General features: G+C 69.2%; 23 protein-coding genes. 21 read left to right on the top strand and 2 right to left on the bottom strand.

Annotated features, from left to right (window positions below; all coding sequences use genetic code 11):
* Nucleotides 1-2 precede the first annotated feature (2 nt).
* The 17 genes from POR01S_RS18325 to POR01S_RS18245 all read left to right on the top strand — a co-directional run bounded on the left by POR01S_RS18325 (nt 3) and on the right by POR01S_RS18245 (nt 15,304).
* A complete protein-coding gene (locus POR01S_RS18325; RefSeq protein ID WP_042137500.1) occupies nt 3-575 on the top strand; it encodes a COG4648 family protein in 573 nt (190 codons plus the stop codon).
* Nucleotides 572-2,218 (top strand): ApeI family dehydratase, encoded by a 1,647-nt coding sequence (locus tag POR01S_RS18320; protein WP_042137498.1) that lies wholly within the window; start codon nt 572-574, stop codon nt 2,216-2,218. Before POR01S_RS18325 ends, POR01S_RS18320 begins: the two co-directional genes overlap by 4 nt.
* Nucleotides 2,215-2,952, top strand: a complete 738-nt coding sequence (locus POR01S_RS18315; protein WP_042137496.1) for a glycosyltransferase family 2 protein — start codon at nt 2,215-2,217, stop codon at nt 2,950-2,952. The genes POR01S_RS18320 and POR01S_RS18315 overlap by 4 nt, the downstream gene beginning before the upstream one ends.
* Entirely contained in the window at nt 2,949-3,869 is a 921-nt protein-coding gene (locus tag POR01S_RS18310; protein WP_042137494.1) for a lysophospholipid acyltransferase family protein, read from the top strand. Before POR01S_RS18315 ends, POR01S_RS18310 begins: the two co-directional genes overlap by 4 nt.
* Nucleotides 3,859-5,385 carry an HAL/PAL/TAL family ammonia-lyase gene (locus tag POR01S_RS18305; protein WP_042137491.1) on the top strand — a complete coding sequence of 509 codons (1,527 nt, stop codon included), beginning with the start codon at nt 3,859-3,861 and terminating at the stop codon, nt 5,383-5,385. The genes POR01S_RS18310 and POR01S_RS18305 overlap by 11 nt, the downstream gene beginning before the upstream one ends.
* On the top strand, nt 5,378-5,812 hold the full coding sequence (locus tag POR01S_RS18300; protein WP_027599963.1) for an acyl-CoA thioesterase: 435 nt from the start codon (nt 5,378-5,380) through the stop codon (nt 5,810-5,812). Before POR01S_RS18305 ends, POR01S_RS18300 begins: the two co-directional genes overlap by 8 nt.
* Entirely contained in the window at nt 5,800-6,384 is a 585-nt protein-coding gene (locus POR01S_RS18295; protein ID WP_042137489.1) for an outer membrane lipoprotein carrier protein LolA, read from the top strand. Before POR01S_RS18300 ends, POR01S_RS18295 begins: the two co-directional genes overlap by 13 nt.
* A complete protein-coding gene (locus POR01S_RS18290) occupies nt 6,381-8,705 on the top strand; it encodes an MMPL family transporter (protein WP_042137487.1) in 2,325 nt (774 codons plus the stop codon). The genes POR01S_RS18295 and POR01S_RS18290 overlap by 4 nt, the downstream gene beginning before the upstream one ends.
* Nucleotides 8,698-9,945: an NAD(P)/FAD-dependent oxidoreductase gene (locus POR01S_RS18285; RefSeq protein WP_042137485.1), complete on the top strand. Its 1,248-nt coding sequence runs from the start codon at nt 8,698-8,700 to the stop codon at nt 9,943-9,945. The genes POR01S_RS18290 and POR01S_RS18285 overlap by 8 nt, the downstream gene beginning before the upstream one ends.
* Nucleotides 9,942-10,442 carry a hypothetical protein gene (locus POR01S_RS18280; protein ID WP_042137482.1) on the top strand — a complete coding sequence of 167 codons (501 nt, stop codon included), beginning with the start codon at nt 9,942-9,944 and terminating at the stop codon, nt 10,440-10,442. Before POR01S_RS18285 ends, POR01S_RS18280 begins: the two co-directional genes overlap by 4 nt.
* A complete protein-coding gene (locus tag POR01S_RS18275; protein ID WP_042137480.1) occupies nt 10,439-11,623 on the top strand; it encodes a beta-ketoacyl-[acyl-carrier-protein] synthase family protein in 1,185 nt (394 codons plus the stop codon). Before POR01S_RS18280 ends, POR01S_RS18275 begins: the two co-directional genes overlap by 4 nt.
* Nucleotides 11,620-12,069, top strand: coding sequence for a hotdog family protein (locus POR01S_RS18270; RefSeq protein ID WP_042137478.1), 450 nt, complete (start codon nt 11,620-11,622; stop codon nt 12,067-12,069). Before POR01S_RS18275 ends, POR01S_RS18270 begins: the two co-directional genes overlap by 4 nt.
* On the top strand, nt 12,066-12,803 hold the full coding sequence (gene fabG / locus POR01S_RS18265) for a 3-oxoacyl-ACP reductase FabG (protein ID WP_042137476.1): 738 nt from the start codon (nt 12,066-12,068) through the stop codon (nt 12,801-12,803). The genes POR01S_RS18270 and fabG overlap by 4 nt, the downstream gene beginning before the upstream one ends.
* Complete coding sequence (locus POR01S_RS18260; protein WP_042137474.1) at nt 12,803-14,035, top strand: beta-ketoacyl-ACP synthase; 1,233 nt, start codon at nt 12,803-12,805, stop codon at nt 14,033-14,035. The genes fabG and POR01S_RS18260 overlap by 1 nt, the downstream gene beginning before the upstream one ends.
* Nucleotides 14,036-14,058: 23 nt before the next feature.
* The gene (locus tag POR01S_RS18255; RefSeq protein ID WP_052382675.1) at nt 14,059-14,457 is read left to right on the top strand and encodes a hypothetical protein; all 399 of its coding nucleotides are present in this window, start codon (nt 14,059-14,061) and stop codon (nt 14,455-14,457) included.
* A 101-nt stretch (nt 14,458-14,558) separates the two neighbouring features.
* Entirely contained in the window at nt 14,559-15,008 is a 450-nt protein-coding gene (locus POR01S_RS18250; RefSeq protein WP_007161066.1) for a hypothetical protein, read from the top strand.
* Nucleotides 15,009-15,067: 59 nt separating this feature from the next.
* Complete coding sequence (locus tag POR01S_RS18245) at nt 15,068-15,304, top strand: hypothetical protein (RefSeq protein WP_042137469.1); 237 nt, start codon at nt 15,068-15,070, stop codon at nt 15,302-15,304.
* Between the two features lie 577 nt (nt 15,305-15,881).
* On the opposite strand, the gene ilvA is transcribed toward POR01S_RS18245, so the two are convergent.
* Nucleotides 15,882-17,408 (bottom strand): threonine ammonia-lyase, biosynthetic, encoded by a 1,527-nt coding sequence (ilvA, locus tag POR01S_RS18240; RefSeq protein ID WP_042137467.1) that lies wholly within the window; start codon nt 17,406-17,408, stop codon nt 15,882-15,884.
* 113 nt (nt 17,409-17,521) lie between these two features.
* Between ilvA and rpiA the strand changes: the two genes are divergently transcribed.
* Nucleotides 17,522-18,196: a ribose-5-phosphate isomerase RpiA gene (gene rpiA, locus POR01S_RS18235; RefSeq protein WP_027598763.1), complete on the top strand. Its 675-nt coding sequence runs from the start codon at nt 17,522-17,524 to the stop codon at nt 18,194-18,196.
* A 268-nt stretch (nt 18,197-18,464) separates the two neighbouring features.
* Here rpiA and serA read toward each other — a convergent pair whose 3' ends face one another.
* Entirely contained in the window at nt 18,465-19,694 is a 1,230-nt protein-coding gene (gene serA, locus POR01S_RS18230) for a phosphoglycerate dehydrogenase (RefSeq protein ID WP_027598764.1), read from the bottom strand.
* Nucleotides 19,695-19,918: 224 nt separating this feature from the next.
* On the opposite strand from serA, the gene POR01S_RS18225 reads away from it, so the two are divergent.
* The 3 genes from POR01S_RS18225 (at nt 19,919) to POR01S_RS18215 (ending at nt 22,572) form a co-directional block, all read left to right on the top strand.
* The gene (locus POR01S_RS18225; RefSeq protein WP_027598765.1) at nt 19,919-20,584 is read left to right on the top strand and encodes a fumarylacetoacetate hydrolase family protein; all 666 of its coding nucleotides are present in this window, start codon (nt 19,919-19,921) and stop codon (nt 20,582-20,584) included.
* Nucleotides 20,585-20,672: 88 nt separating this feature from the next.
* Nucleotides 20,673-21,578, top strand: a complete 906-nt coding sequence (locus POR01S_RS18220) for an SdiA-regulated domain-containing protein (RefSeq protein ID WP_042137465.1) — start codon at nt 20,673-20,675, stop codon at nt 21,576-21,578.
* A 70-nt stretch (nt 21,579-21,648) separates the two neighbouring features.
* Nucleotides 21,649-22,572, top strand: a complete 924-nt coding sequence (locus tag POR01S_RS18215) for an SdiA-regulated domain-containing protein (protein WP_042137463.1) — start codon at nt 21,649-21,651, stop codon at nt 22,570-22,572.
* Nucleotides 22,573-22,659: the final 87 nt, after the last annotated feature.

Genomic DNA, 22,659 nt, shown 5'->3' with positions numbered 1-22,659 from the left:
TTATGAGTGCCCTGCCTTCCCGCTCTCCCCTGGGCCTGGTCGCCAGTGCCCTGCTGCTCCTGCTCGGCCTGGCCTATCCCTTCGCCGTCTACTTCGGCCTGCAGCACCTCTCGCCGCGCCTCTTCGCCGCCGGCCTCGGCGCCCTCTGGGGCCTGCGCCTGCTGCAACCCGGTCTCAACGGCCTGCAGCGCGGCACCGCCCTGGTCGCCCTGGGCTTCTGCCTGCTGCTGGCCCTGAGCGACGCCGCCGTCTTGCTGCGCTGGTATCCGGTGCTGCTCAGCCTCTTCCTGCTGGCGGTGTTCGGCCTGAGCCTGCTGCGCGGCCAGCCGCTGATCGAGCGCCTGGCGCGGCTGCGCGAACCCGAGTTGCCGCCGCGCGCGGTGCGCTATACCCGCCGGGTGACCCAGGTCTGGTGCCTGTTCTTTCTGGGCAATGCGCTGACCGCCGCCGGCCTGGCGCTGTGGGCGCCGCTGGCCTGGTGGACGCTCTATACCGGCGTCATCGCCTATGGCCTGATGGGCCTGCTGTTCGCCGGCGAATGGCTGGTCCGCCAGCGCGTGCGGAGGCTGCCATGACCTTTACCCCCCTGGCCGAATTGCTCGCGCCCGCGAGTCCGCTGGACCTGGTGCTCAGGCAGCGCGCCCTGCAGCTGGCGGCCGCCTTCCACAACGCCGGTCTCAGGCGCCTGGCCTTGCACCTGGACGATGCCGAAGACCTGGCCTGCGCCCTGCTCGGCGCCTGGCGCGCCGGGATCGAGGTGATCCTGCCGGCGGATGCCCAGCCCGCCACCCGCGCGCGCCTGGCGCCGACGCTCGATGCCTGGCTCGACGACCTCGACGGCTGGACCGCGGCCGAACCCCTGACGCCCGCCCGGCTCGATCTGCAGGCGCCGCTGCTGACCCTGAGCACCTCGGGCTCCAGCGGTGAACCCAAACTCATCGCCAAGCAGCTGTTCCAGCTGGCCAACGAGGTCGCCGCCCTGGAGCGCCTCTGGGGCGCGTCCCTTGGCGCGGCGACCGTCCTTGGCAGCGTCTCCACCCAGCACATCTATGGCCTGCTGTTTCGCGTGCTCTGGCCGCTCTGCGCCGGGCGGCCCTTCGCCCGCCAGGCGCTGCCCTTCACCGAGGAATTGCAGCGCGAGACCGCCGCCCTGTCGCGCCAGGGCCGGCGCGCGGTGTGGATCAGCAGTCCGGCATTGCTCAAGCGCCTGGGCGAGAATCTCGACGATGCCGTCCTCGGCCAGGTGGTGCAGGTATTCTCTTCTGGCGGCGTGCTGCCAGGCGCGGCCGCCAAGGCCTGTCAGCAACGCTTCGGTCGTTATCCCACCGAGGTCTATGGCAGCTCCGAGACCGGCGGCATCGCCTGGCGGAGAGGCCCGCAACCCTGGCAGGCCTTTGCCGACATCGAGCTGGGCCAGGATGCCGAGGGCGCCCTCTGGCTGACCTCGCCCTACCTGCCCCAGGGCGTGCGCGAGCAGACCATGGACGACGTGCGCCTGCTGGGCGACGGCCACTTCGAGTTGCTCGGCCGCCTGGATCGCATCGTCAAGCTGGAAGAAAAACGCATCGCCCTGCCAGCCCTCGAAGCGCGGCTGCTCGGCCATCCCGCCATCGCCGATGTCCGCCTGGGCGTGGTGCAGCAGGGCCGCGCCCTGCTCGGCGCCCTGGTCGCCCTGAGCGAGCGCGGCCTGCACCAGCTGCGCAACGGCGGTCGCCGCGCCCTGGTGGCCGAGCTGCGCGAACACCTGGTCGGCCATTGCGAGGCCATCGCCCTGCCGCGCCGCTGGCGCCTGCTGCTGGCGCTGCCCTACAGCGCCCAGGGCAAACTGGCCCAGGCCGAGGTGGAGCGCCTGCTGGCCCAGCCCCGGCCGGTGGAGATCGAGCCCCTCAGTGTCGAGCAGACCGCAGATGGCTGGCGGCTGGAGCTGGACGTCGCGCCGGACCTGGCGTTCTTTTCCGGCCACTTCCCCACGGCGCCGGTGGTGCCCGGAGTGGTCCAGGTGGGCTGGGCCCAGCGCCTGGCGCGCCAGCACCTGGCCCTGCCGACGGAGTTCGCCGGGATGGAGGTGCTGAAATTCCAGCAGCTGCTGCGCCCCGGCGATCGGGTGACCCTGACCTTCCACTTCGACGCCAGCCGCAGCAAGTTGCACTTCGCCTTTCGCCAGGGCACGGCGGCCTGCTCCTCCGGGCGCATCCTGCTCAAGGAGGCGCGGTCTTGAGCTTTCGTGCCTGCGCGGTGATCCCGGTGTTCGACCACGAGCACGCCCTGCCGTTGGTGGTCCAGGCGCTGCGCCAGCGCGCCCTGCCCTGCGTGCTGGTGGACGACGCCTCCAGCCCCGCCTGCGCCCAGGTGATGGACGAGCTGGCCACGCAACCCGACATCCACCTGCTGCGCCTGCCGGTCAACCAGGGCAAGGGCGGCGCGGTGATGGCCGGCCTCGCCGAGGCGCAGCGCCTGGGCTTCAGCCATGCCCTGCAGGTGGACGCCGACGGCCAGCACGACCTGGCCGACGTGGCCGCCTTTCTCGCCGAGGCCCAGGCTTATCCAGACGCGCTGATCTGCGGCTTTCCGCAATTCGACGACTCGGTGCCCAAGGGCCGGCTCTATGCCCGCTACCTCACCCATGTCTGGGTCTGGATCAACAGCCTGTCGCTGGAGATCCGCGACAGCATGTGCGGCTTTCGCGTCTATCCGCTAGCACCGACCCTGGCGGTGATCCGCGCCGGCGGCCTGGGCAAGCGCATGGATTTCGACCCGGAGATCCTGGTGCGTCTGGCCTGGCGCGAGCAGCCCATGCGCTGGCGTCCGACCCGGGTGCACTATCCGCTGGATGGCCGCTCGCACTTTCGCCTCTGGCAGGACAACGTACTGATCTCGCGCATGCACACCCGGCTGTTCTTCGGCATGCTGCTGCGCGCGCCGCGCCTGCTCTGGCGCCGGGTGCGCGGATGAGCGGCCACTGGGCGCAGCAGCGCGAGCGCGGCAGCCCCGTGCTGATGCGCCTCACCGCCTGGCTGGCGCGGCATCTGGGCCGCCGCGCCATCGCCCCGCTGCTGCGGTTGATCGTGCTGTACTTCTTTCTGTTCGGCGCCCGCGCCCGCCGTGGCATCCGCGAGTACCAGCAGCGCCTGGCCGACTGGAGCGGTCGTCCCGAGCTGCAGCCCAGCTGGCGCAGCGGCTATGCCCAGTTCATGGCCTTCGCCGAAGCCCTGCTGGACAAGCTCGATGCCTGGAACGGCCGTCTCGGCCTGGATCAGGTGCAGTTGCACGACCCGGACCAGGTGCACAGCCGCATGCACGGGCCGCGCGGCGAGATCCTGGTCACCGCCCACCTGGGCAACCTCGAAGTCTGTCGCGCCCTGGCCCAGCTGGGGCGGCGGGTACGCCTCAACGTGCTGGTGCACACCCGCCACGCCGAGGCCTTCAATCGCCTGCTGGAAGAAGCCGGCGCCAGCGACCTGCGGCTGATCCAGGTCAGCGAGCTGGACCCGGCGGTGATGCTGCAGCTGAGCGAGCGCCTGGAGCGCGGCGAGTGGCTGGCCATCGCCGGCGACCGGGTGCCGCTGCATGGCGGGCGCACCGTGGCGGTGGATTTTCTCGGCGCCCCGGCACCCTTCCCCCAGGGGCCTTGGCTGCTGGCCCACCTGCTGCGCTGCCCGACCAACCTGCTGTTCTGCCTGCGCGAAGCCGACGGCTACCACCTCTACCTGGAAGACTTCGCCCCGGCGCCAAGCTGGCGCCGCCAGGAGCGCGCCGCCGGCGTCCAGGGCCTGGCCCAGGCCTATGCCGAGCGCCTCGCCGCCCATTGCCTCAAGGCGCCGCGGCAGTGGTTCAACTTCTATCCCTTCTGGAGTCGCGATGAACGCTAGTGTTCGCTTTGGTAGCCAGGCCCTCGCCCTCGAAGAGCTGGTCGCCCTGGCCGAGGGCCGGGCCCGGGCCGACCTGCAGGACGACGCGGCCTTTCGCGACGGCATCGCCCGCGGCGCGCGCTTCGTCGAGTCGCTGCTGGCCCGCGAGGGCTCGGTCTACGGCATCACCACCGGCTATGGCGACTCCTGCGTGGTCGCCGTGCCCCTCGCCCAGGTCGCGGCGTTGCCACGCCAGCTCTATACCTTCCACGGCTGCGGCCTGGGTCGTCACCTGGACCCGACGGCGACCCGCGCGGTGCTGGCGGCGCGGCTGCAGTCGCTGTGCCAGGGCGTCTCCGGGGTGCGCGTCGAGTTGCTCGAACGCCTCACCGCCTTCCTGCGCGAAGACATCCTGCCGCTGATCCCCGAGGAGGGTTCGGTGGGCGCCAGTGGCGATCTAACCCCGCTGTCCTACGTCGCCGCCGCCCTCTGCGGCGAGCGCCAGGTGCTCTGGCGCAACGAGGTGCGGGACGCCGCCGACGTCCACGCCGAATTGGGCTGGACACCCCTGGTGCTCAGGCCCAAGGAAGCCCTGGCCTTGATGAACGGCACCGCGGTGATGACCGGCCTGGCCTGCCTGGCCTTCGCCCGCGCCGAGTACCTGCTGCGCCTGGCGACCCGCATCACTGCCCTCAACGTGGTGGCCCTGGCCGGCAATCCCGAGCACTTCGACCAGCGCCTGTTCGCCGCCAAGCCCCATCCGGGCCAGGGCCAGGTCGCCGCCTGGCTGCGCGCGGACCTGGCCGCCGAAGGCCCGGCCGCGCCGCTGCACCGCCTGCAGGACAGGTATTCGCTGCGCTGCGCGCCCCATGTGCTGGGGGTGCTGGCCGACAGCCTGCCCTGGCTGCGCCAGTTCATCGAGACCGAACTCAACAGCGCCAACGACAATCCGCTGATCGACGCCGAGGACGAGCGGGTGCTGCACGGCGGCCACTTCTATGGCGGCCACATCGCCTGCGCCATGGACAGCCTCAAGACCCTGGTGGCCAACGTCGCCGACCTGCTCGACCGCCAGCTCGCCCTGCTGGTGGACGCGCGCTACAACCACGGCCTGCCGGGCAATCTCTCCGGCGCACCGGCCGAACGCGCCATGCTCAACCACGGCTTCAAGGCGGTGCAGATCGGCGCCAGCGCCTGGACCGCTGAGGCGCTCAAGGGCACCCTGCCGGCCAGCGTCTTTTCCCGCTCCACCGAATGCCACAACCAGGACAAGGTCAGCATGGGCACCATCGCCGCCCGCGATGCCCTGCGCGTGCTGGAGCTCACCGAACAGGTGGCCGCCGCCACCCTGCTGGCTGCCCAGCAGGGCGTCTGGCTCAGGCGCCAGCAGGGCGTGGAGCCGCCCGCACCGCTGGCCGCCATGCACCGCGACCTGGGCGAGACCTTTGCGCCGCTGATCGAAGACCGCGCCCTGGAGGCCGAATTGCGCCAAACCCTGACCCTGATCCGCGCCCGCCACTGGAGGCTCTATGCGTAAGACCGGTGCCCTGCAGGTCGAGGTGGAGATGCAGATCCCCTTCTTCGACGTCGACATGATGGAAATCGCCTGGCACGGCCATTACGTCAAATACCTGGAAGTGGCGCGCTGCGCCCTGCTCGACCGCCTGGGCCACAACTACCTGCAGATGCGCGAATCCGGCTATGGCTGGCCGGTGATCGACCTGCAGATCCGCTACATCCGTCCCCTGCTGTTCCAGCAGCGCGTGCGGGTCAAGGCCGATCTGGTGGAGTGGGAGAACCGCCTCAAGCTCAACTACCTGATCAGCGATGCCGCCACCGGCGAGCGCCTGACCCGCGCCAGCACCGTGCAGGTGGCCGTGGACATGGCCAGCCGCGAGATGCAGCTGGCTTCGCCCAGGGTCTTCATCGACGCCGTGGAGAGGGCCCTGGCATGCGCACGCTGATCGCTCTGCTGCTCATCCTCGCCGCCCCCCTGGCCCAGGCCTTCGATCTCGACGACCTGGCGGCCCAGCTGGCGCGTCCGGCCGCGGTCGCGGGCAGCTTCGTCCAGCAACGCTATCTGCGCGCCCTGCCACAGCCGCTCACCAGCAGCGGCCACTTCACCCTGGCCCGTGGCCTGGGCCTGCTCTGGCAGCTGGAAAAACCGCTGACCCAGACCTATCGCATCACCCCCGGCGCCATCGCCAAAGAGACCCCCGCCGGCTGGACGCCGCTGCCCGGCAGCGACCTGGCCGCGCGCCAGAGTGCGCTGTTCCTCGCCGTGCTCGGCGGCGATCGCAGCGGCCTGGAGCGCGACTTCGAATTGGCCCTGAGCGGTGACGCCCGCCACTGGCAGCTGCGCCTGACCCCGCGCGGTGCCCTGCTCAAGCAGGTGTTCGACGGCATCCTCATCCAGGGTGGTGAGCTGGTGGAGCAGGTGGAGATCCGCGAGACCCAGGGCGATCGCAGCCTGCTCAGGCTCGACGGCCAGGCCCGCGACGCCCTCTCCGCCGACCAGCGCGCGGCCTTCCAGTGATCCGCCTGCAGCGCCCCTTCCTGCTGTTCCTCTTCGCCCTGCTGGCGCTCAGCGCCTGGCAGTGGCGGCACGGTCCGCCGGTGGCCGCTGATCTGCTGGCGCTGCTGCCCCAGGGCGTCGGTGATGCCCTGACCCTGCAAGCCGAGGCGCGCATGGCCGAGCCGCTCAATCGCGAGGTGCTGCTGCTGGTGGGCCATCCCCAGCGCGAGCGACTGCCGGCCCTGGCCGAGCGCCTGGGCCAGGCCTGGTCGCGGGAGCCACTGTTCGAAAGGGTGCAGTGGCAACTCACCCCTGACCTGCCCGGCCTGCGCCAGCAACTCCTGGCCAGTCGCCTGGCGCTGGCACCGGGGCAGGCGCGCGACGAGTTGATCAAGACGCCCGACGCCTATCTGCAAGCCCGCGCCGCGGCCCTCTTCGATCCCTTCGCTGGCGCCGGCGCCCTGCCCCTGGAAGAGGACTGGCTCGGCCTCGGCCTGCTGCTGCAGCGCCAGCTCACCCCGGCCAGCAAGGTGCAATTCGACGCCGGCAGCGGCCTGCTGCTGACCCAGGGCGACGGCCTGAGCTGGGCGCTGATCCGCGCCCGCACCCGCGCCGATGCCTTCGACTTCGATGCCCCGCCGCAGGTGGAAGCCCTGATCGAGGCCGCCCGCCGCGAGGTGGTGGCCGACGGCGGTCAGTTGCTGGCCGCCAGCGGCCTGAGATACGCCGCCGCCGGCCAGGCCACCGCCAGTCGCGAGATGTCACTGATCGGCGGCCTCGCCACCTTCGGTACCCTGGCCCTGCTGCTGGGGCTGTTCCGGCGCTGGCGGGTGCTGCTCAGCCTGCTGGCGGTGGGCGTGGCCCTCTTGGCCGGCAGCGCCGCCTGCGTGCTGCTGTTCGGCCAGATCAACGCCCTCACCCTGATCCTCGGCGCCAGCCTTACCGGGGTGGCAGCCGATTATCCGCTGCACTATCTCAGCAAGAGCTGGAAGAGCGGTCCCTGGGACGCCACGGCCATCCTGCGCGAGACCCTGCCCGGTCTTTCCCTCAGCCTGGCCACCAACCTGCTCGGTTATCTGGCGCTGGCCTGCACGCCCTTTCCGGCGCTGACCCAGGTGGCGGTGTTTTCCGCCGCCGGCCTGATCGGCGCCTACCTCACCACCGTCTGCCTGCTGCCAGCCTGGTGGCAGCGCCTGGACCTGGCACCGCCCGCCGCGCCCCTGCGCGTCATGCAACGCCTGCTCGAGCTGCGCCTGCGCCTGCTGGCGCGCACCGGCAGCCTGCCGCTGCTCTTGGCCCTGCTGGCCTTTTGCGGCGCCGGTGTCTGGCAGCTGCACCTGCAGAACGACCTGCGCCTCTGGCTCGGCCAGGACCCGACATTGACCCGCGAAGCCCAGGCCATCGCCCGCCTCACCGGCCTGCAACCCACCAGCCAGTTCTTCCTGGTGCGTGGCGCCGATGCCGACCAGGTGCTGGAGCGCCAGACCGCCCTGGGCCAGCGCCTCGACGCCCTCGTCAGCGCCGGCCAGCTGCAGGGCTATCGCGCCCTCAGCGGTCTGCTCGCTCCCGCCGCGGCCCAGGCCGAATTGCGCCAGGCCCTGGCCGGTTGGGGCGAACGCCTGCAACCGCTGCTGGCCGTGGGTATCCCGGCGGAGGCGCTGGAGGCCGAGCTCAAGCAACTGCAGCAGCTGCCCGACCTGAACCTGGACCAGGCCCTGGCCGGCCCCCTGGGCGAACCCTGGCGACCGCTCTGGTTGGGCCGCACGACCGAGCGCGGCGCGGCCGGCCTGGTCAGCCTGCAAGGCCTGGGCAATGCCCAGGTACTACAGACAGTGGCTGCGGGCCTGCCCGGCGTGCAGTTGGTGGATCGCCTGGGCGAATTGCGCGGACTATTCATCCACACCCAGCGCCTGGCGGTGGAACTCAAGCTGCTGGCCTCGGGCGCCATCTTTCTCCTGCTGCTCTGGGCCTTCGGCCGCCGCGCGGCGCTGCGCATCGTCTGCCTGCCGCTGCTGGCGGCCCTGGCGGCCCTGGCCTGCCTGGGCTGGCTGGGTCAGCCGCTGACCCTGTTCAGCCTCTTCGCCCTGCTGCTCATCACCGCCATCGGCGTGGACTACGCCATCCTCATGCACGAGGCCATCGGCGGCGCCGCGGTCAGTCTGCTCGGCGGCCTGCTGTCCGGCGTCGGCAGCTGGCTGTCCTTTGGCCTGCTGATGCTCAGCAGCACCCCGGCCATCGCCAACTTCGGCCTGGCCATCAGCCTGGGCCTGGTGTTCAGCTTTCTGCTGGCGCCCTGGGCCTCGCCCTCCGTCTCCCACGAAAAGGACCTTCGTCATGGTTGAACATCATCCCCTGATCGTCATCGGTGCCGGCCCGGCGGGCGCCGTGGTCGCCGCCCTGCTCAAGCGCCGCGGCCATCCGGTGCTGGTGCTGGAAGCCCAGCACTTTCCGCGCTTTTCCATCGGCGAGAGCCTGCTCTCCCACAGCCTGGACTTCGTCGAGGAAGCCGGGATGCTGCCCGCGGTCGAAGCCGCCGGCTTCCAGACCAAGATCGGCGCGGCCTTCGCCTGGGGCGAGCGCTACACTGACTTCGACTTCCGCGACACCTATAGTGGTGGCCGCAGCACCTTCCAGGTGCAGCGCGGCCCCTTCGACAAGATCCTGGCCGACGACGCCGCGCGCCAGGGGGTTACGATCCGCTACGGCCAGCGCGTCACCGCCGTGACCCTGGGTGAAGACGGCGAAAGGACCCGGCTCGAGGTGCAGGGCGACGACGGCCAGGCCTATGCGCTGACCACCGACTTCCTGCTCGACGCCAGCGGCTACGGCCGCGTGCTGCCCCGCCTGCTGGATCTGGAGGCGCCTTCGGACTTCCCCGTGCGCCGCGCCCTTTTCACCCATGTCGAGGATCGCATTGACGATCCCGGCTTCGACCGCCAGCGCATCCTCATCACCACCCACCCGACCCTGCGCGACGTCTGGTTCTGGACCATTCCCTTCAGCGACGGCCGCACCTCCATCGGGGTGGTCGCCGCCGCCGAGCGCTATGCCGGACGCGCCGCCGATCTCGCCACCTGTCTGCGCGACTGGGTGGCCGAGACCCCGAGCTTGGCCCGGGTGCTGCACAATGCGGTCTGGGATACGCCGGTGCGCGAACTGGGTGGCTACGCCGCCAACGTCAAGCGCCTGCACGGCCCCGGCTTCGCCCTGCTGGGCAACGCCGCCGAGTTTCTCGATCCGGTGTTTTCCTCGGGCGTCACCATCGCCCTGCGTTCGGCCAGTCTGGCCGCACCGCTGGTGGATCGCCAGCTGCGCGGCGAGTCGGTGGACTGGGAGGCCGAATTCGCCCGGCCGCTCAAGGCAGGCGTCGATACGTTCCGTGCCTATGTGGAGGGCTGGTACGATGGCAGCTTCCAGGACGTCATCTATTTCGAACACGCCGATCCCGAGATCAAACGCATGATCTGCGCCATTCTCGCCGGCTACGCCTGGGACGTTCGCAACCCCTTCGTCAAGGAGCCCCGGCGGCGCCTGCGCCTGCTCGTCGAGCTCTGTCAGCTGAATTCGGCCCATCCTGCATGACCCTGCCCCGTCCGTTCGTCTTCGCGCTGGCCTGCCTGCTGCTGCTCGCCGCCTGCGCCAGCCAGCCGCCGCTGCCCAGCAGTCCGCCGCCGCTGGCGCGTGCCCTGGTCTACCAGGTGGAGCGCCAGACCGCCGAGGGCAGCGACGCCCTGCTGCTGGCCATCCAGCCGGAAGGCGCCGCCCTGCGCTTTTCGCTGTTCGATCCCCTTGGCGTGCCCCAGGCGCGCCAGCAACTGATCGACAGCGCCTGGCACGCCGACGGCCTCCTGCCGCCCAATCCCCGGGCGCGTACCTTCTTCAGCGTGCTGCTGTTCGCCCTGACCCCGACCGACCAGTTGTCAAGCGCCTATGCCACGGGCGACTGGCAGAGGGCCGCCGACGGCAGCCGCAGCCTCAAGGACTGGCAGGTGCGCTATCCCGCCGCCGACCGCCTGGAGCTGCAGGCGCCGGATGGGTCCAGCTATCACCTGACGCCCTTGCCGGAGTCCACGCCTTGAGCGCCTACCTGAATGCCCTGGGCCTGCTCTGCGCCCTGGGCCAGGGCAAGGCCGAGGTGGCCCGTGGCCTGTTCGCCGGTGATACGGCCGGCATGCAGCCTACGGCGGGCTGGATTCCCGAGCGCCAGCCGCCGGTGGGTACCGTCACCGCGCCGCTGCCAGCCTGGCCGCTGGAGTGGACACCTTTTTTCAGCCGCAACAACCAGCTGCTGCTGGCGGCCCTGACCGAGATCGAACCCCAGGTGCGCCAGGCCATCGAGCGCCACGGCCCGGCGCGTATCGGCGTGGTGCTGGGCACCAGCACCTCGGGCATCCACGAGGCCAGCCTGGGCATCGCCGTGCACCAGCGCAGCGGCCAGTTGCCCGAGGGCTATCAGTACGCCCAGCAGGAACTGGTGGCGCCGGCGGATTTCCTCGCCCGCTACCTGGGCCTGAGCGGCCCCTGCTACGGCCTTTCCACCGCCTGCACCAGCAGCGCCCGCGCCCTGCTCAGCGCCCGGCGGCTGCTGGTCCAGGGGCATTGCGACGCCGTGCTCTGCGGCGGTGTCGACAGCCTCTGCGGCCTGACCCTGAACGGCTTCGCCGCCCTCGAAGCGGTCAGCGAATCGCTGTGCAATCCCTTCTCGGTCAATCGCTGCGGCATCAACATCGGCGAGGGGGCGGCGCTGTTCCTGCTGACCCGCGAACCCGGCCCCATCGCCCTGCTCGGCGGCGGAGCCAGTTCCGATGCCCACCATATCTCCGCCCCCGATCCCAGTGGGCGCGGCGCCGTCCAGGCCATGCAGGCGGCCCTGCGCGCCAGCGGCCTGCAACCGAAGGACATCGGCTATCTCAACCTGCACGGCACCGCCACGCCGCACAACGACGCCATGGAAAGCCAGGCCACCCACCAGGTGTTTCCGGCCGGGGTGCCCTGCTCCTCCACCAAGCCGCTGACCGGCCATACCCTCGGCGCCGCCGGCGCCCTGGAAGCCGCCTTCGCCTGGCTGACCCTGGACCCGCGGCTCAATCCCGCCGGCCAGTTGCCGCCGCAGCGCTGGGACGGCCAGGCCGATCCGGCCCTGCCACGGCTGGCGCTGACGGATGCCGACAGCCGCCTGGACGGTCGCCGCCACGCCATGAGCAACAGCTTCGCCTTTGGCGGCAGCAACGTCAGCCTCATCCTCGGAGCCACGCCATGATCCCCTGGACCCTCGCCGAACTGGTGCCCCACGCCGGCGACATGCTGCTGATCGACGAGATCCTCGCGTGCGACGAGAGCGGCATCGAGACCCGCCTGGTGGTCAGGCCCGGCCTCTTCACCGATGCCGCGGGCGCCCTGCCAGCCTGGATCGGCGTGGAACTGATGGCCCAGAGCGTGGCCGCCTTCGCCGGCTGCCAGGCGCGCCGTCGCGGCGAGGCCCCGGCCCTGGGCTTTCTGCTCGGCACCCGCCAGTTCACCTGCGACGTGCCGGCCTTTCCCGCCGGTCGCGAATTGCGCATCCGCGCCCAGCCAGCGCTGGAAAACGACGATGGCATGGCCATCTTCGACTGCCACCTGCAGGGCCCTGGCTGCCAGGCCAGCGCCCGCCTGAACGTCTATCGTCCACCCCAGGTGGATCTGTATCTAGAGGAGCCCGCGCCATGAGCGTCGCCCCCGCTCCGGTCCTGGTGACCGGTTCCAGCCGCGGCCTGGGCCGCGCCATCGCCCTGCGCTTGGCCGCCGCCGGCCATGACCTGGTGCTGCACTGCCGCAGCCGCCGCGAGGAAGCCGAGGCCGTGCGCGCCGAGGTCGAGGCCCTGGGCCGCAGCGCCCGGGTGCTGCAATTCGACGTCGGCGACCGCGCCGCCTGCGCCGCCATCCTGGAGGCCGACACCGAGGCCTACGGCGGCTACTACGGGGTGGTCTGCAACGCCGGCCTGACCCGCGACGGCGCCTTTCCGGCGCTGACCGGCGAGGACTGGGATGTGGTCCTGCGCACCAACCTCGACGGCTTCTACAACGTGCTGCACCCGGTGGTCATGCCGATGATCCGCCGCCGCGCGCCGGGGCGCATCGTCTGCATCACCTCGGTCTCCGGACTGATCGGCAATCGCGGCCAGGTCAACTACAGCGCCTCCAAGGCCGGCCTGATCGGCGCCGCCAAGGCCCTGGCCGTGGAGCTGGCCAAGCGCAAGATCACCGTCAACTGCGTGGCCCCGGGGCTGATCGACACCGAGATCCTCGACGAGCACGTCCCCGTGGAGAAGATCCTCGAGATGATCCCGGCCGGGCGCATGGGCACCCCCGAGGAGGTGGCCCACGCCGTGGCCTTCCTGCTCGCCCCCGAGGCCGGCTACATCACCCGCCAGGTGCTGGCGGTCAACGGAGGACTGTGCTGATGAGCGCGCGCCGCGTCGTGATCACCGGGATGGCCGGCGTCACCGCCCTGGGCAGTGACTGGCCGACCATCCGCGACCATTTCCTCGCCGGCCACAGCGGCATCCGCCGCATGGACGCCTGGGATCGCTATACCGAGATGAACACCCGCCTGGGCGGCCCCATCGTCGACTTCCAGGTGCCGGGCCACTGGACCCGCAAGCAGTTGCGCAGCATGGGGCGGGTGTCCCAGCTGGCGGTAGCCGCCGGCGAGCGCGCCCTGGCCGATGCGGGACTGCTGGACGACGCCCGCATCACCGACGGTCGCATGGGCGTGGCCTGCGGCTCCTCCACCGGCAGCACCGACGACATCAAGGCCCTGGCCAACATGCTGCTCAGCGACGCCGCGGTGGGCCTCAACGCCAATACCTATGTGCGCATGATGCCGCACACGGCGGCCGCCAACCTGAGTCTGTTCTTTGGTCTCAAGGGCCGCTTGATCCCCACCTCCAGCGCCTGCACCAGCGGCAGCCAGGGCATCGGCTACGCCTACGAGGCCATCAAGTTCGGGCGCCTGCCGCTGATGCTGGCCGGCGGCGCCGAAGAACTCTGTCCCAGCGAGGCCATGGTCTTCGACACCCTCTATGCCACCAGCCTGCGCAACGACGCGCCCCAGACCTCGCCGCGTCCCTACGACCGCAGTCGCGACGGCCTGGTGATCGGCGAAGGCGCCGGCCTCCTGGTGCTGGAGGAGCTGGAACACGCCCAGGCGCGAGGTGCGCGTATCCACGCCGAGATCGTCGGCTTCGGCAGCAACGCCGATGGCCAGCACTCCACCCGTCCCGAGCAGGCCACCATGCAGCGCGCCATGGAGCTGGCCCTGGAAGACGCCGGGCTGACCCCGGACGCCATCGGCTACGTCAACGGCCACGGCACCGCCACCGAACAGGGCGACATCGCCGAGACCCGCGCCACCCAGGCGCTGTTCGGCGCCCGCATGCCCATCAGCTCGCAGAAGAGCTACCTGGGCCATACCCTGGGTGCCTGCGGCGCCCTGGAATCCTGGTTCAGCATCGCCATGATGAACGAGGAGCTGTTCGTGCCCACCCTCAACCTCGACGAACTGGATCCCCAGTGCGGCGAGCTGGACTATCTGCGTGGCGGGCCACGCGCGCTGCGCACGGACCATGTGATGAACAACAATTTCGCCTTTGGCGGGGTGAACACCTCGCTGATCTTCCGCCGCTGGTCCTGATGACCCTATCCCGAGGTATGCCCATGTTGCGTCGCCTGCTGCTCGTCTCCGCTCTGCTGTTCCTGGCGGCCTGCACCCGCGCGCCCCTGGTGACGCCCCAGGAGGTCTTTCCGGCGGACCGTGTGGAAAACGCCGCCGATGTCCGCCGCGCCATCGTCGACACCCTCGAACGCCGTGGCTGGAGCGTCGGCCAGGAGAGCCCCGGCCTGGTGGTCGCCAGCATCGTGGTGCGCGATCGCCACCAGGCCTGGGTCGACATCCCCTACAGCACCAAGGGCTACCAGATCCGCTACCGCGACAGCGCCGGCCTCGACTACGACGGCGAGCGCATCCATCGCAACTACAACAAATGGGTCCAGCTGCTCGACGCCGACATCCGCCGGCAACTGCAGTTGCCTGCCCCCGCAACCGCCGCGGAGTGACCATCCGCGGCCTGCGCGATAGCACAGAACGCCGGTCCCACGGCTGACGGAGCGGGCGTTCTGGGTTAAACAGTCATCCCCACCACCACAAGGAAGTCACCATGCGTATCCTCACCTCCACCCTCGCCCTCACCCTGAGCCTGGCCGCGCTGCTGCCCGGCGCCGCCCAGGCCCGCGACACCACCCTGCAACTGCCCTTCGCCGAAGTCGTCCAGGAAGCCCTGGCCGCCAAGCGCCTGGATGGCAGCGTGAAGTTCTACCTGGCCGGCAACCCGGTGCCGGGCAAGGCCACGGTGGTCAACTCCAGCATCACCACCAACCAGAAGACCAACGCCTTCAACAAGACCGACGAGGTCGCCTGCCGCTGGGTGCTGCAATCGGCGCTGATCCGCCTGCAGGAAGCGGCCAAGGCCGCCGGTGCCAATGCGGTCACCGACATCACCAGCTACTACAAGAAGAACGAGTGGAGCGACCCCACCCGCTACGAGTGCCACGCCGGTGCCCTCATGGCCGGTGTCGCCCTCAAGGGCAAACTGGTCATCCTCAAGTAGATCGGAACGGCGGTGCGCTCGGGGAAGTCTGTGTAGAAACCCGCCCCGAGGCCGCCGCCATGCCCATGTTTAGCGTCCACTACCGCAAGGACGGCGAGTCCCGCCAGCTCGACCTCGAGCATCCGCAGGCCAGTCTCGCCCCGCACGAAGCCGCCCTGGCCGTGCTGGAACAGCTGCGCGCCGACGCCGAGAACAGCCTGGCGCTGCCGCCCGCCGATGCTCCCGCCGCGGCCATCCTGCGCCAGGCGGAGGTGCATGGGCTGACGGATATCCGGGTGGAGCCGCTGGCTTCGTAGGTTGGTGTCGAGCGTCTGGCGCGTGGTCATCCTCACCCAACCCTCTCCCGCAGGGAGAAGGGGCGGTTGGGCTCCGCAGCGCGTAGCGCGGAAAACCGCGCAGCGTTTTCCACTTTTTGCGCCAAATACCAATCGCGGCCATGGGCCGCTCCTACAGGCTTGACCGTAGGAGCGGCCGCATCGGCGGACCGCCATGGCCGCGATCAATTGCGCTTACCCGTAGCGTGGAAAACGGCGCAGCCTTTTCCGCAGACGAGCTCCGGTGCCAACGGTGGATAAGGCTACGCCGTTATCCACCCTACCCGTAGCTTGGCGCTGGGCGCCGCAAAGTCCAGCAGGTGGCAGCTTCCGGTATGGGGCTACCCTCACCCCAGCCCTCTCCCCGAGGGAGAGGGGGCGGTCTGGTCCAGCGTGGGCTTGTGGGCGCATCGCGGCCATGGCGGTCCGCCGCTGCGGTCGCGCCTACAAGAACATCATTCCCTGTAGGAGCGGCCCATGGCCGCGATCATCGCCGTAGCGTGGATAAGGCTGCGCCGTTGTCCACCCTACCTGCAGCGAAGCCCAACACCACCGGACCTCAGCCCAGGAACAACCGGTACGCCGAATTCTCCGTCTCGTCCCAGTAGCGATAGCCGATGGCATCCAGGGTCGCCAGCAGCTCTTCCCGCTCGGCCTGGCTGGCTTCCAGCCCCGCGAACACCCGCCCGTCCGCCGCGCCGTGGTTGCGGTAATGGAACATGCTGATGTTCCAGCGCCCGCCCAGCTTTTCGAGGAAGTCGAACAGCGCCCCGGGGCGCTCGGGGAATTCGAAGCGGAACACCTGCTCCTGGCCGACCCGCGCGGCATGCCCGCCCACGGTGTGGCGGATATGCAGCTTGGCCAGCTCGTTGTCGGTCAGGTCCAGCACCGGAAAACCCTGGTCGCGCAGCCCCTGGATGAGGGCGTCGCGCGGATCGCGCTGGGGATGGGTCTGGACGCCGACGAAGATATGGGCTTCTTCGCCGGTGTGGTAGCGGTAGTTGAATTCGGTGATCTGCCGCCGGCCGAGCGCCTCACAGAAGGCGCGGAAGCTGCCCGGCCGCTCGGGAATGGTCACGGCGATGATGGCTTCGCGCTGCTCGCCCAGTTCGGCGCGCTCGGCCACGTGTCTCAGCCGATCGAAATTGATGTTGGCGCCGGAGTCGATGGCCACCAGCACCTGGCCGCTCGAACCTTCCCGCTCGGCGTATTTCTTGATCCCCGCCACGCCCAGGGCGCCCGAGGGCTCGGTGATGGAGCGGGTATCGTCGTAGATGTCCTTGATCGCCGCGCAGATCTCATCCGAGCTGACGGTGATGACCTCGTCGACATAACGGCGGCAGATCTCGAAGGTGTGGTGGCCGATCTGGGCCACGGCCACGCCGTCGGCGAACAGCCCCACCCGCGGCAGCACCACCCGCTCACCGGCGGCCATGGCCTGCTGCAGGCAGTTGGAATCGTCCGGTTCGACACCGATGATCCTGATCTCGGGGCGCAGGTATTTCACATAGGCGGCGACCCCGGCGATCAGGCCACCACCGCCCACGGGGACGAAGATGGCATCCAGCCGACCAGGATGCTGGCGCAGGATCTCCATGGCCACGGTGCCCTGGCCGGCGATGACATCAGGATCGTCATAGGGCGGGACGAAGGTGTAGCCCTGCTCCTCGACCAGGCGCAGCGCCTCGGCCAGGGCCTCGGGGAAGGCGTCGCCGTGCAGCACCACCTCGCCACCGCGCGATTGCACGCCGATGACCTTGAGCTCCGGCGTGGTGCGCGGCATCACGATGATCGCCCGCACCCCCAGTTCGCGGGCCGCCAGGGACAGGCCCTGGGCGTGGTTGCCGGCGCTGGCGGTGATGACGCCACGGGCCTTTTCGCTGGCCGAAAGGCTGGCCAGCTTGGTGTAGGCACCACGGATCTTGAAGGAGAACACCGGCTGCAGGTCTTCGCGCTTGAGCAGCACCTGGCAGCCCAGCCGCTCGGACAGCGCCCGCGCCGGTTGCAGGGGCGTTTCGATGGCCACGTCGTAGACGGGGGCGAGCAGGGTCTTCTTCACATAGTGTTCGAGCATCGGCGGAGCGATCCGGTGGGTGCGGCGGGGGCGAAAAGTCTACTACGGGCACCTCCGGGTGGGTTAGCCAGGCCCTCCGAGCGGCTATAATCGGCGACCCTCCACCCGTTTTCGCGGATACCCCCATGAATCAGGACCAGCTCAAGCAGGCCGTCGCCCAGGCCGCGGTCGACCTCATCCTTCCCCAGCTCTCCCGCGACAGCGTGGTCGGCGTGGGCACCGGCTCGACCGCCAACTTCTTCATCGACCTGCTGGCCAAGCACAAGCTGGAGTTCGATGGCGCCGTGGCCAGTTCCCAGGCCACCGCCGACCGGTTGAAAAGCCATGGCATCACCGTCTATGACCTCAACGGTGTCAGCGACCTTGAATTCTATGTGGACGGCGCCGACGAAGCCGACGGCCACCTCAATCTGATCAAGGGCGGCGGCGCGGCCCTGACCCGCGAGAAGATCGTCGCCGCCGTAGCACGCAAGTTCATCTGCATCGCCGACGCCAGCAAGCGCGTCGACGTCCTCGGCGAATTCCCGCTGCCGGTGGAAGTCATCCCCATGGCCCGCAGCCACGTGGCCCGCGAGCTGGTGAAGCTGGGCGGTGATCCCGAGTACCGCGACGGCGTGGTGACCGACAACGGCAACGTCATCCTTGATGTGCACAATATGCACATCGTCGATCCGGTGGGCCTGGAAGCCAGGATCAACAACATCGTCGGCGTGGTCGCCAACGGCCTCTTCGCCGCCCGCCCGGCGGACGTGCTGCTCTTGGGCACCGCCCAGGGCGTGGAGCGGCTGGAGCGGAGCTGAATCCGTAGCGCGGAAAACCGCGCCAGCGTTTTCCACAGGGAAGCTCGTGCGAGACCAGTGGATAAGGCTACGCCGTTATCCACGCTACGGCGTTTATCGCGGCCATGGCGGTCCGCCGATGCGGCCGCTCCTACAAAAGCACGATATACCTGTAGAAGCGGTCGCTACGGCGCACCGGCATGGCCGCGATGAAACCTCCTCCAGCACGAAAGCAAAAAAGCCCCGGTCAGGCGAACCCGACCGGGGCTTTTTCATGCCACCTGGCGGCTTAGAACAGCACGCGGCAACGGATGGTGCCCTTGACGTTCTGCAGCTTCTCCTGGGCCAGGTCGGAGTACTCGGCGTCGACGTCGATCACCACGTAGCCGACCTTCTCGTCGGTCTGCAGGTACTGACCGGAGATGTTGATGCCGCTCTCGGAGAAGACGCGGTTGATCTCCGACAGCACGCCCGGCACGTTCTGGTGGATGTGCAGCAGGCGGTGCTTGCCCGGATGCGACGGCAGGGCCACTTCGGGGAAGTTGACCGAGGACACCGAGGTGCCGTTGTCGCTGTACTTGACCAGCTTCTCGGCCACTTCCAGGCCGATGTTGGCCTGGGCCTCGGCGGTGGAGCCACCGATGTGCGGGGTCAGGATGACATTGTCCAGGCCACGCAGCGGCGAGACGAATTCGTCGTTGTTGGAGCGCGGCTCCACCGGGAAGACGTCGATGGCGGCGCCGATCAGGTGCTCGTCCTTGATGGCGGCGGCCAGGGCGTCGAGGTCGACCACGGTGCCGCGGGCGGCGTTGATCAGGATGCCGCCCTTCTTGATGGCGCGGATCTCGCGCTCGCCGATCATCAGCTGGGTGGCGGGGGTTTCCGGCACGTGCAGGGTGACGATGTCGCTCATGCCGAGCAGTTCGGTCAGGGAACCGACCTGCTGGGCGTTGCCCAGGGGCAGCTTGGTGATGACGTCATAGAAGAACACCTGCATGCCCAGGCCCTCGGCCAGGACCGACAGCTGGGTGCCGATGGAGCCGTAGCCGATGATGCCCAGCTTCTTGCCGCGGATCTCGAAGGAGTTGGCCGCGCTCTTGATCCAGCCGCCGCGATGGCAGGAGGCGTTCTTGGCCGGGATGCCGCGCAGCAGCAGGATGGCCTCGGCCAGCACCAGCTCGGCCACCGAACGGGTGTTGGAATAGGGGGCGTTGAACACGGCGATGCCGCGCTCGCGGGCGGCCTGCAGGTCGACCTGGTTGGTGCCGATGCAGAAGCAGCCGACGGCGACCAGCTTCTTGGCGCAGTCGAACACCTCTTCGGTGAGCTGGGTGCGCGAGCGGATGCCGATGAAGTGGGCGTCGGCGATCTTTTCCTTGAGCTGGGCATCCGGCAGAGAGCTGGTGACGTACTCGATGTTGCTGTAACCCGCGGACTTGAGGATATCCACGGCGGACTGGTGGACGCCTTCCAGGAGAAGGAAGCGGATCTTGCTCTTGTCGAGGGAAGTCTTGCTCATCTGCGTTGAATCCAGAGTGTCCAGGGAGAAGGATGCCGGCGCGGCGCAGGCCAGGTCAGCCAGCGGCAAAGGGGTCGCTATCTTAGCATGAGCCACCGGATGCAGGTCCGGTTGCGACCTGAAGCTTTCTCAGGGCGACCATGAGCGCCTTGCGACCAGGACCGCGCCGCGGCCTCCGCTTTTGGTTAAGATCGCCAGCAGACGCCACTCACCAGGAGCACAAGATGGCCTACCAGCACCAGTACCTCGATGGCACCAAGATCCACTTCCCCCTGGGCAAGGTCGTCTGCATCGGCCGCAACTACGCCGAGCACGCCAAGGAGCTGAACAACCCGGTTCCCACCGAGCCCCTGCTGTTCATCAAGCCGGCCAGCTGCGTGGTGCCGGTGGCCGAGGGTTTCGCCATCCCCACCGATCAGGGTTCGGTGCACTACGAGGCCGAGATCGCCGTGCTGATCGGCAAGCCGCTGTCGAAGAAGCCGTCGGCCGAGGAAGTGCGCGACGCCATCTCCGGCTTCGCTCCCTCCCTGGACCTGACCCTCAGGGACGTGCAGAGCCGCCTCAAGGAAAAGGGCTATCCCTGGGAGATCGCCAAGAGCTTCGACGGCGCCTGCGTGCTCGCGCCCTTCGTGCCGGGCGATGCCTTCGAGGACCTGGCCGACATCCCGGTGCGCCTGACCATCAACGGCGAAGTGCGCCAGGACGGCAACAGTCGCGACATGCTCAACCCCATCCTGCCGCTGATCCAGACCATCGCCGGACATTTCTCCCTGCAACCGGGCGACGTCATCCTCACCGGCACGCCGGTAGGTGTCGGACCTCTCAACGTGGGCGATGACCTGGTGCTGGAGCTGCCGGACGTTAGCCGCTTCGAAACGCGCGTGCTATAACCCCGCCACCCACCGTCGCCTGGCCGGTGCCTGGCGACGGTGTGTCGGCACGGCCGCGACGCTCTAACAAGAAGCCGTCCGAGCCCGCATGTCCAGACTTCCCCGCCTCATCCTGTCGCGCCTCCTCCCCGCCTTCGTCCTGCTGGTGCTGATCGTCCTCACCTTCGTCTGGCACTGGAACGACCGGGCGCTGCTCTGGTGGCAGGAATACCGCACGCCGCCGGAAGTGCGCGCCCAGGCGGTCTGGCTGCCGGACTACCAGGCAGTGATCCAGGGCAAGCCACTGCCGGGCCTGGCCGAGGCCGAGACCTCCGACCTCACCTACGATCCCCGTACCCGCACCCTCTTCGCCGTCACCGGCAGCACCCCCTATCTGGTGCAACTGAGCCTGACCGGCGACATCCTCAGACGCATCCCGATCCGCAACGTCTCCAACCTCGAAGGGGTGACCGCTCTGGAAGACGGGCGCCTGGCCATCGTCGACGAGCGCCAGCGGCGGCTATCGCTGTTCCAGCTGGCCGACGACGCCCGCGAACTGGACGCCAACACCTTCGAACACCACGACCTGGGCTTTCCCGACGCCGGCAACAAGGGCTTCGAAGGCATCGCCTGGGATCCGCGGCACCAGCGGCTGATCCTCAGCAAGGAACGCGATCCGGCCGCCCTCTTCACCCTGGCCAGCGACGGCCGCGGCGTCTCCGGCAGCCTGCAGCCCTTTGCGCTCCAGCAGCTGGTGATCGACTACTCCGCGGTGGCGGTCGATCCGCGTACCGGCCACCTGCTGGCGCTGTCCGACCAGTCCCACACCCTGGTGGAGCTGACCGCGGACGGCCAGCCGGTCAGCTTCATCAGCCTCAGAAGCGGCCTGCACGGTCTCAAGGCGACCATGGAGCAACCGGAAGGCGTGGCCCTCGACGAAGCCGGCAATCTCTACATGATTGGTGAACCCAATCTCTTCCACGTGTTTCACAAGGTGTCCGGCGCGGCGCAATGAGCGCCTATTCAGCTTGAATTCAGGGTCGCGCCCTTAGGCTGCGCGGCATTACCGCCTCAGGACCCTGTCGATGTTTCCGCTGTTTTCCCCTCGCACCCTGGGTGCCCTGCTGGGCGGGGCCCTGCTGCTGGCCCTGACCCTGGTGGCCCAGCAGCACCGGCTGTTCGAGCGGCTCTGGTTCAACGTCCAGAGCCAGCTCCAGGCCGAAAGCCGCCAGGCCCGCTCGCTGTGGCTGCCGGGCTACCGGGTCACCGTCGAGGCCAGGACCATCGGCGACGGCATCACCGACGTCTCGGCGCTGAGCTTCGACCCCGACCGCCGCACCCTGGTCAGCGTCACCAACAAGCCGGCGCGCTTTCTCGAACTGGACCTGGACGGCCGCCTGCTGCGCCAGGTGGAGCTCAGGGGCTTCAGCGATCCGGAGGCCATCGAGTACATCGCCCCCGGCGTCTACATGATCAGCGAAGAGCGCCGCCAGCGCCTGGTGCGGGTACGCATCGGTGCCGACACCCGGGTGGTGGACATCGATGATCGCCAGGTCAGCCACCCCTTCAGCCTCAGCGACGTGCAAAGCGACAACCGCGGCAACGAAGGCCTGGCCTACGACGCGGCGCGCGAGCGCTTCTTCGTCGCCAAGGAAAGCGATCCGGTGCGCATCTACGAGATCGAAGGTCTCGGCAGCGAAGCCTTCGAAGGCCTGCAGGCGCTGTCGCTGCGCACGGATCCGCAACGCGATCGCCGCCTGTTCGTGCGCGATCTTTCCAGCCTGCAATTCGACCCCGGCACCGGCCACCTGCTGGCGCTCTCGGATCAGTCGCGGCTGGTGCTGGAACTGGACGACGACGGCAAGCCGATCAGCTCGCTGTCACTGCTGCGCGGCCAGCACGGCCTCAGCCGCAGCGTGCCCCAGGCGGAAGGCGTGGCCATGGACGACCAGGGCCGGCTGTATGTGGTCAGCGAGCCGAATCTGTTCTATCGGTTCGAGAAGCCGTGAGAATGGACTATTGCCGGAGCCATAGGCCTGCTCGAACAGCCCCCTCTCCCTCTGGGAGAGGGTTGGGGTGAGGGCGCACCTGGCAAC

This window comes from Pseudomonas oryzihabitans NBRC 102199 (assembly GCF_000730625.1).
GTDB classification, from domain to species: domain Bacteria; phylum Pseudomonadota; class Gammaproteobacteria; order Pseudomonadales; family Pseudomonadaceae; genus Chryseomonas; species Chryseomonas oryzihabitans.
Note: the sequence above shows the minus strand (reverse complement) of the source record. Positions and strands in the feature narration are given on the sequence as shown.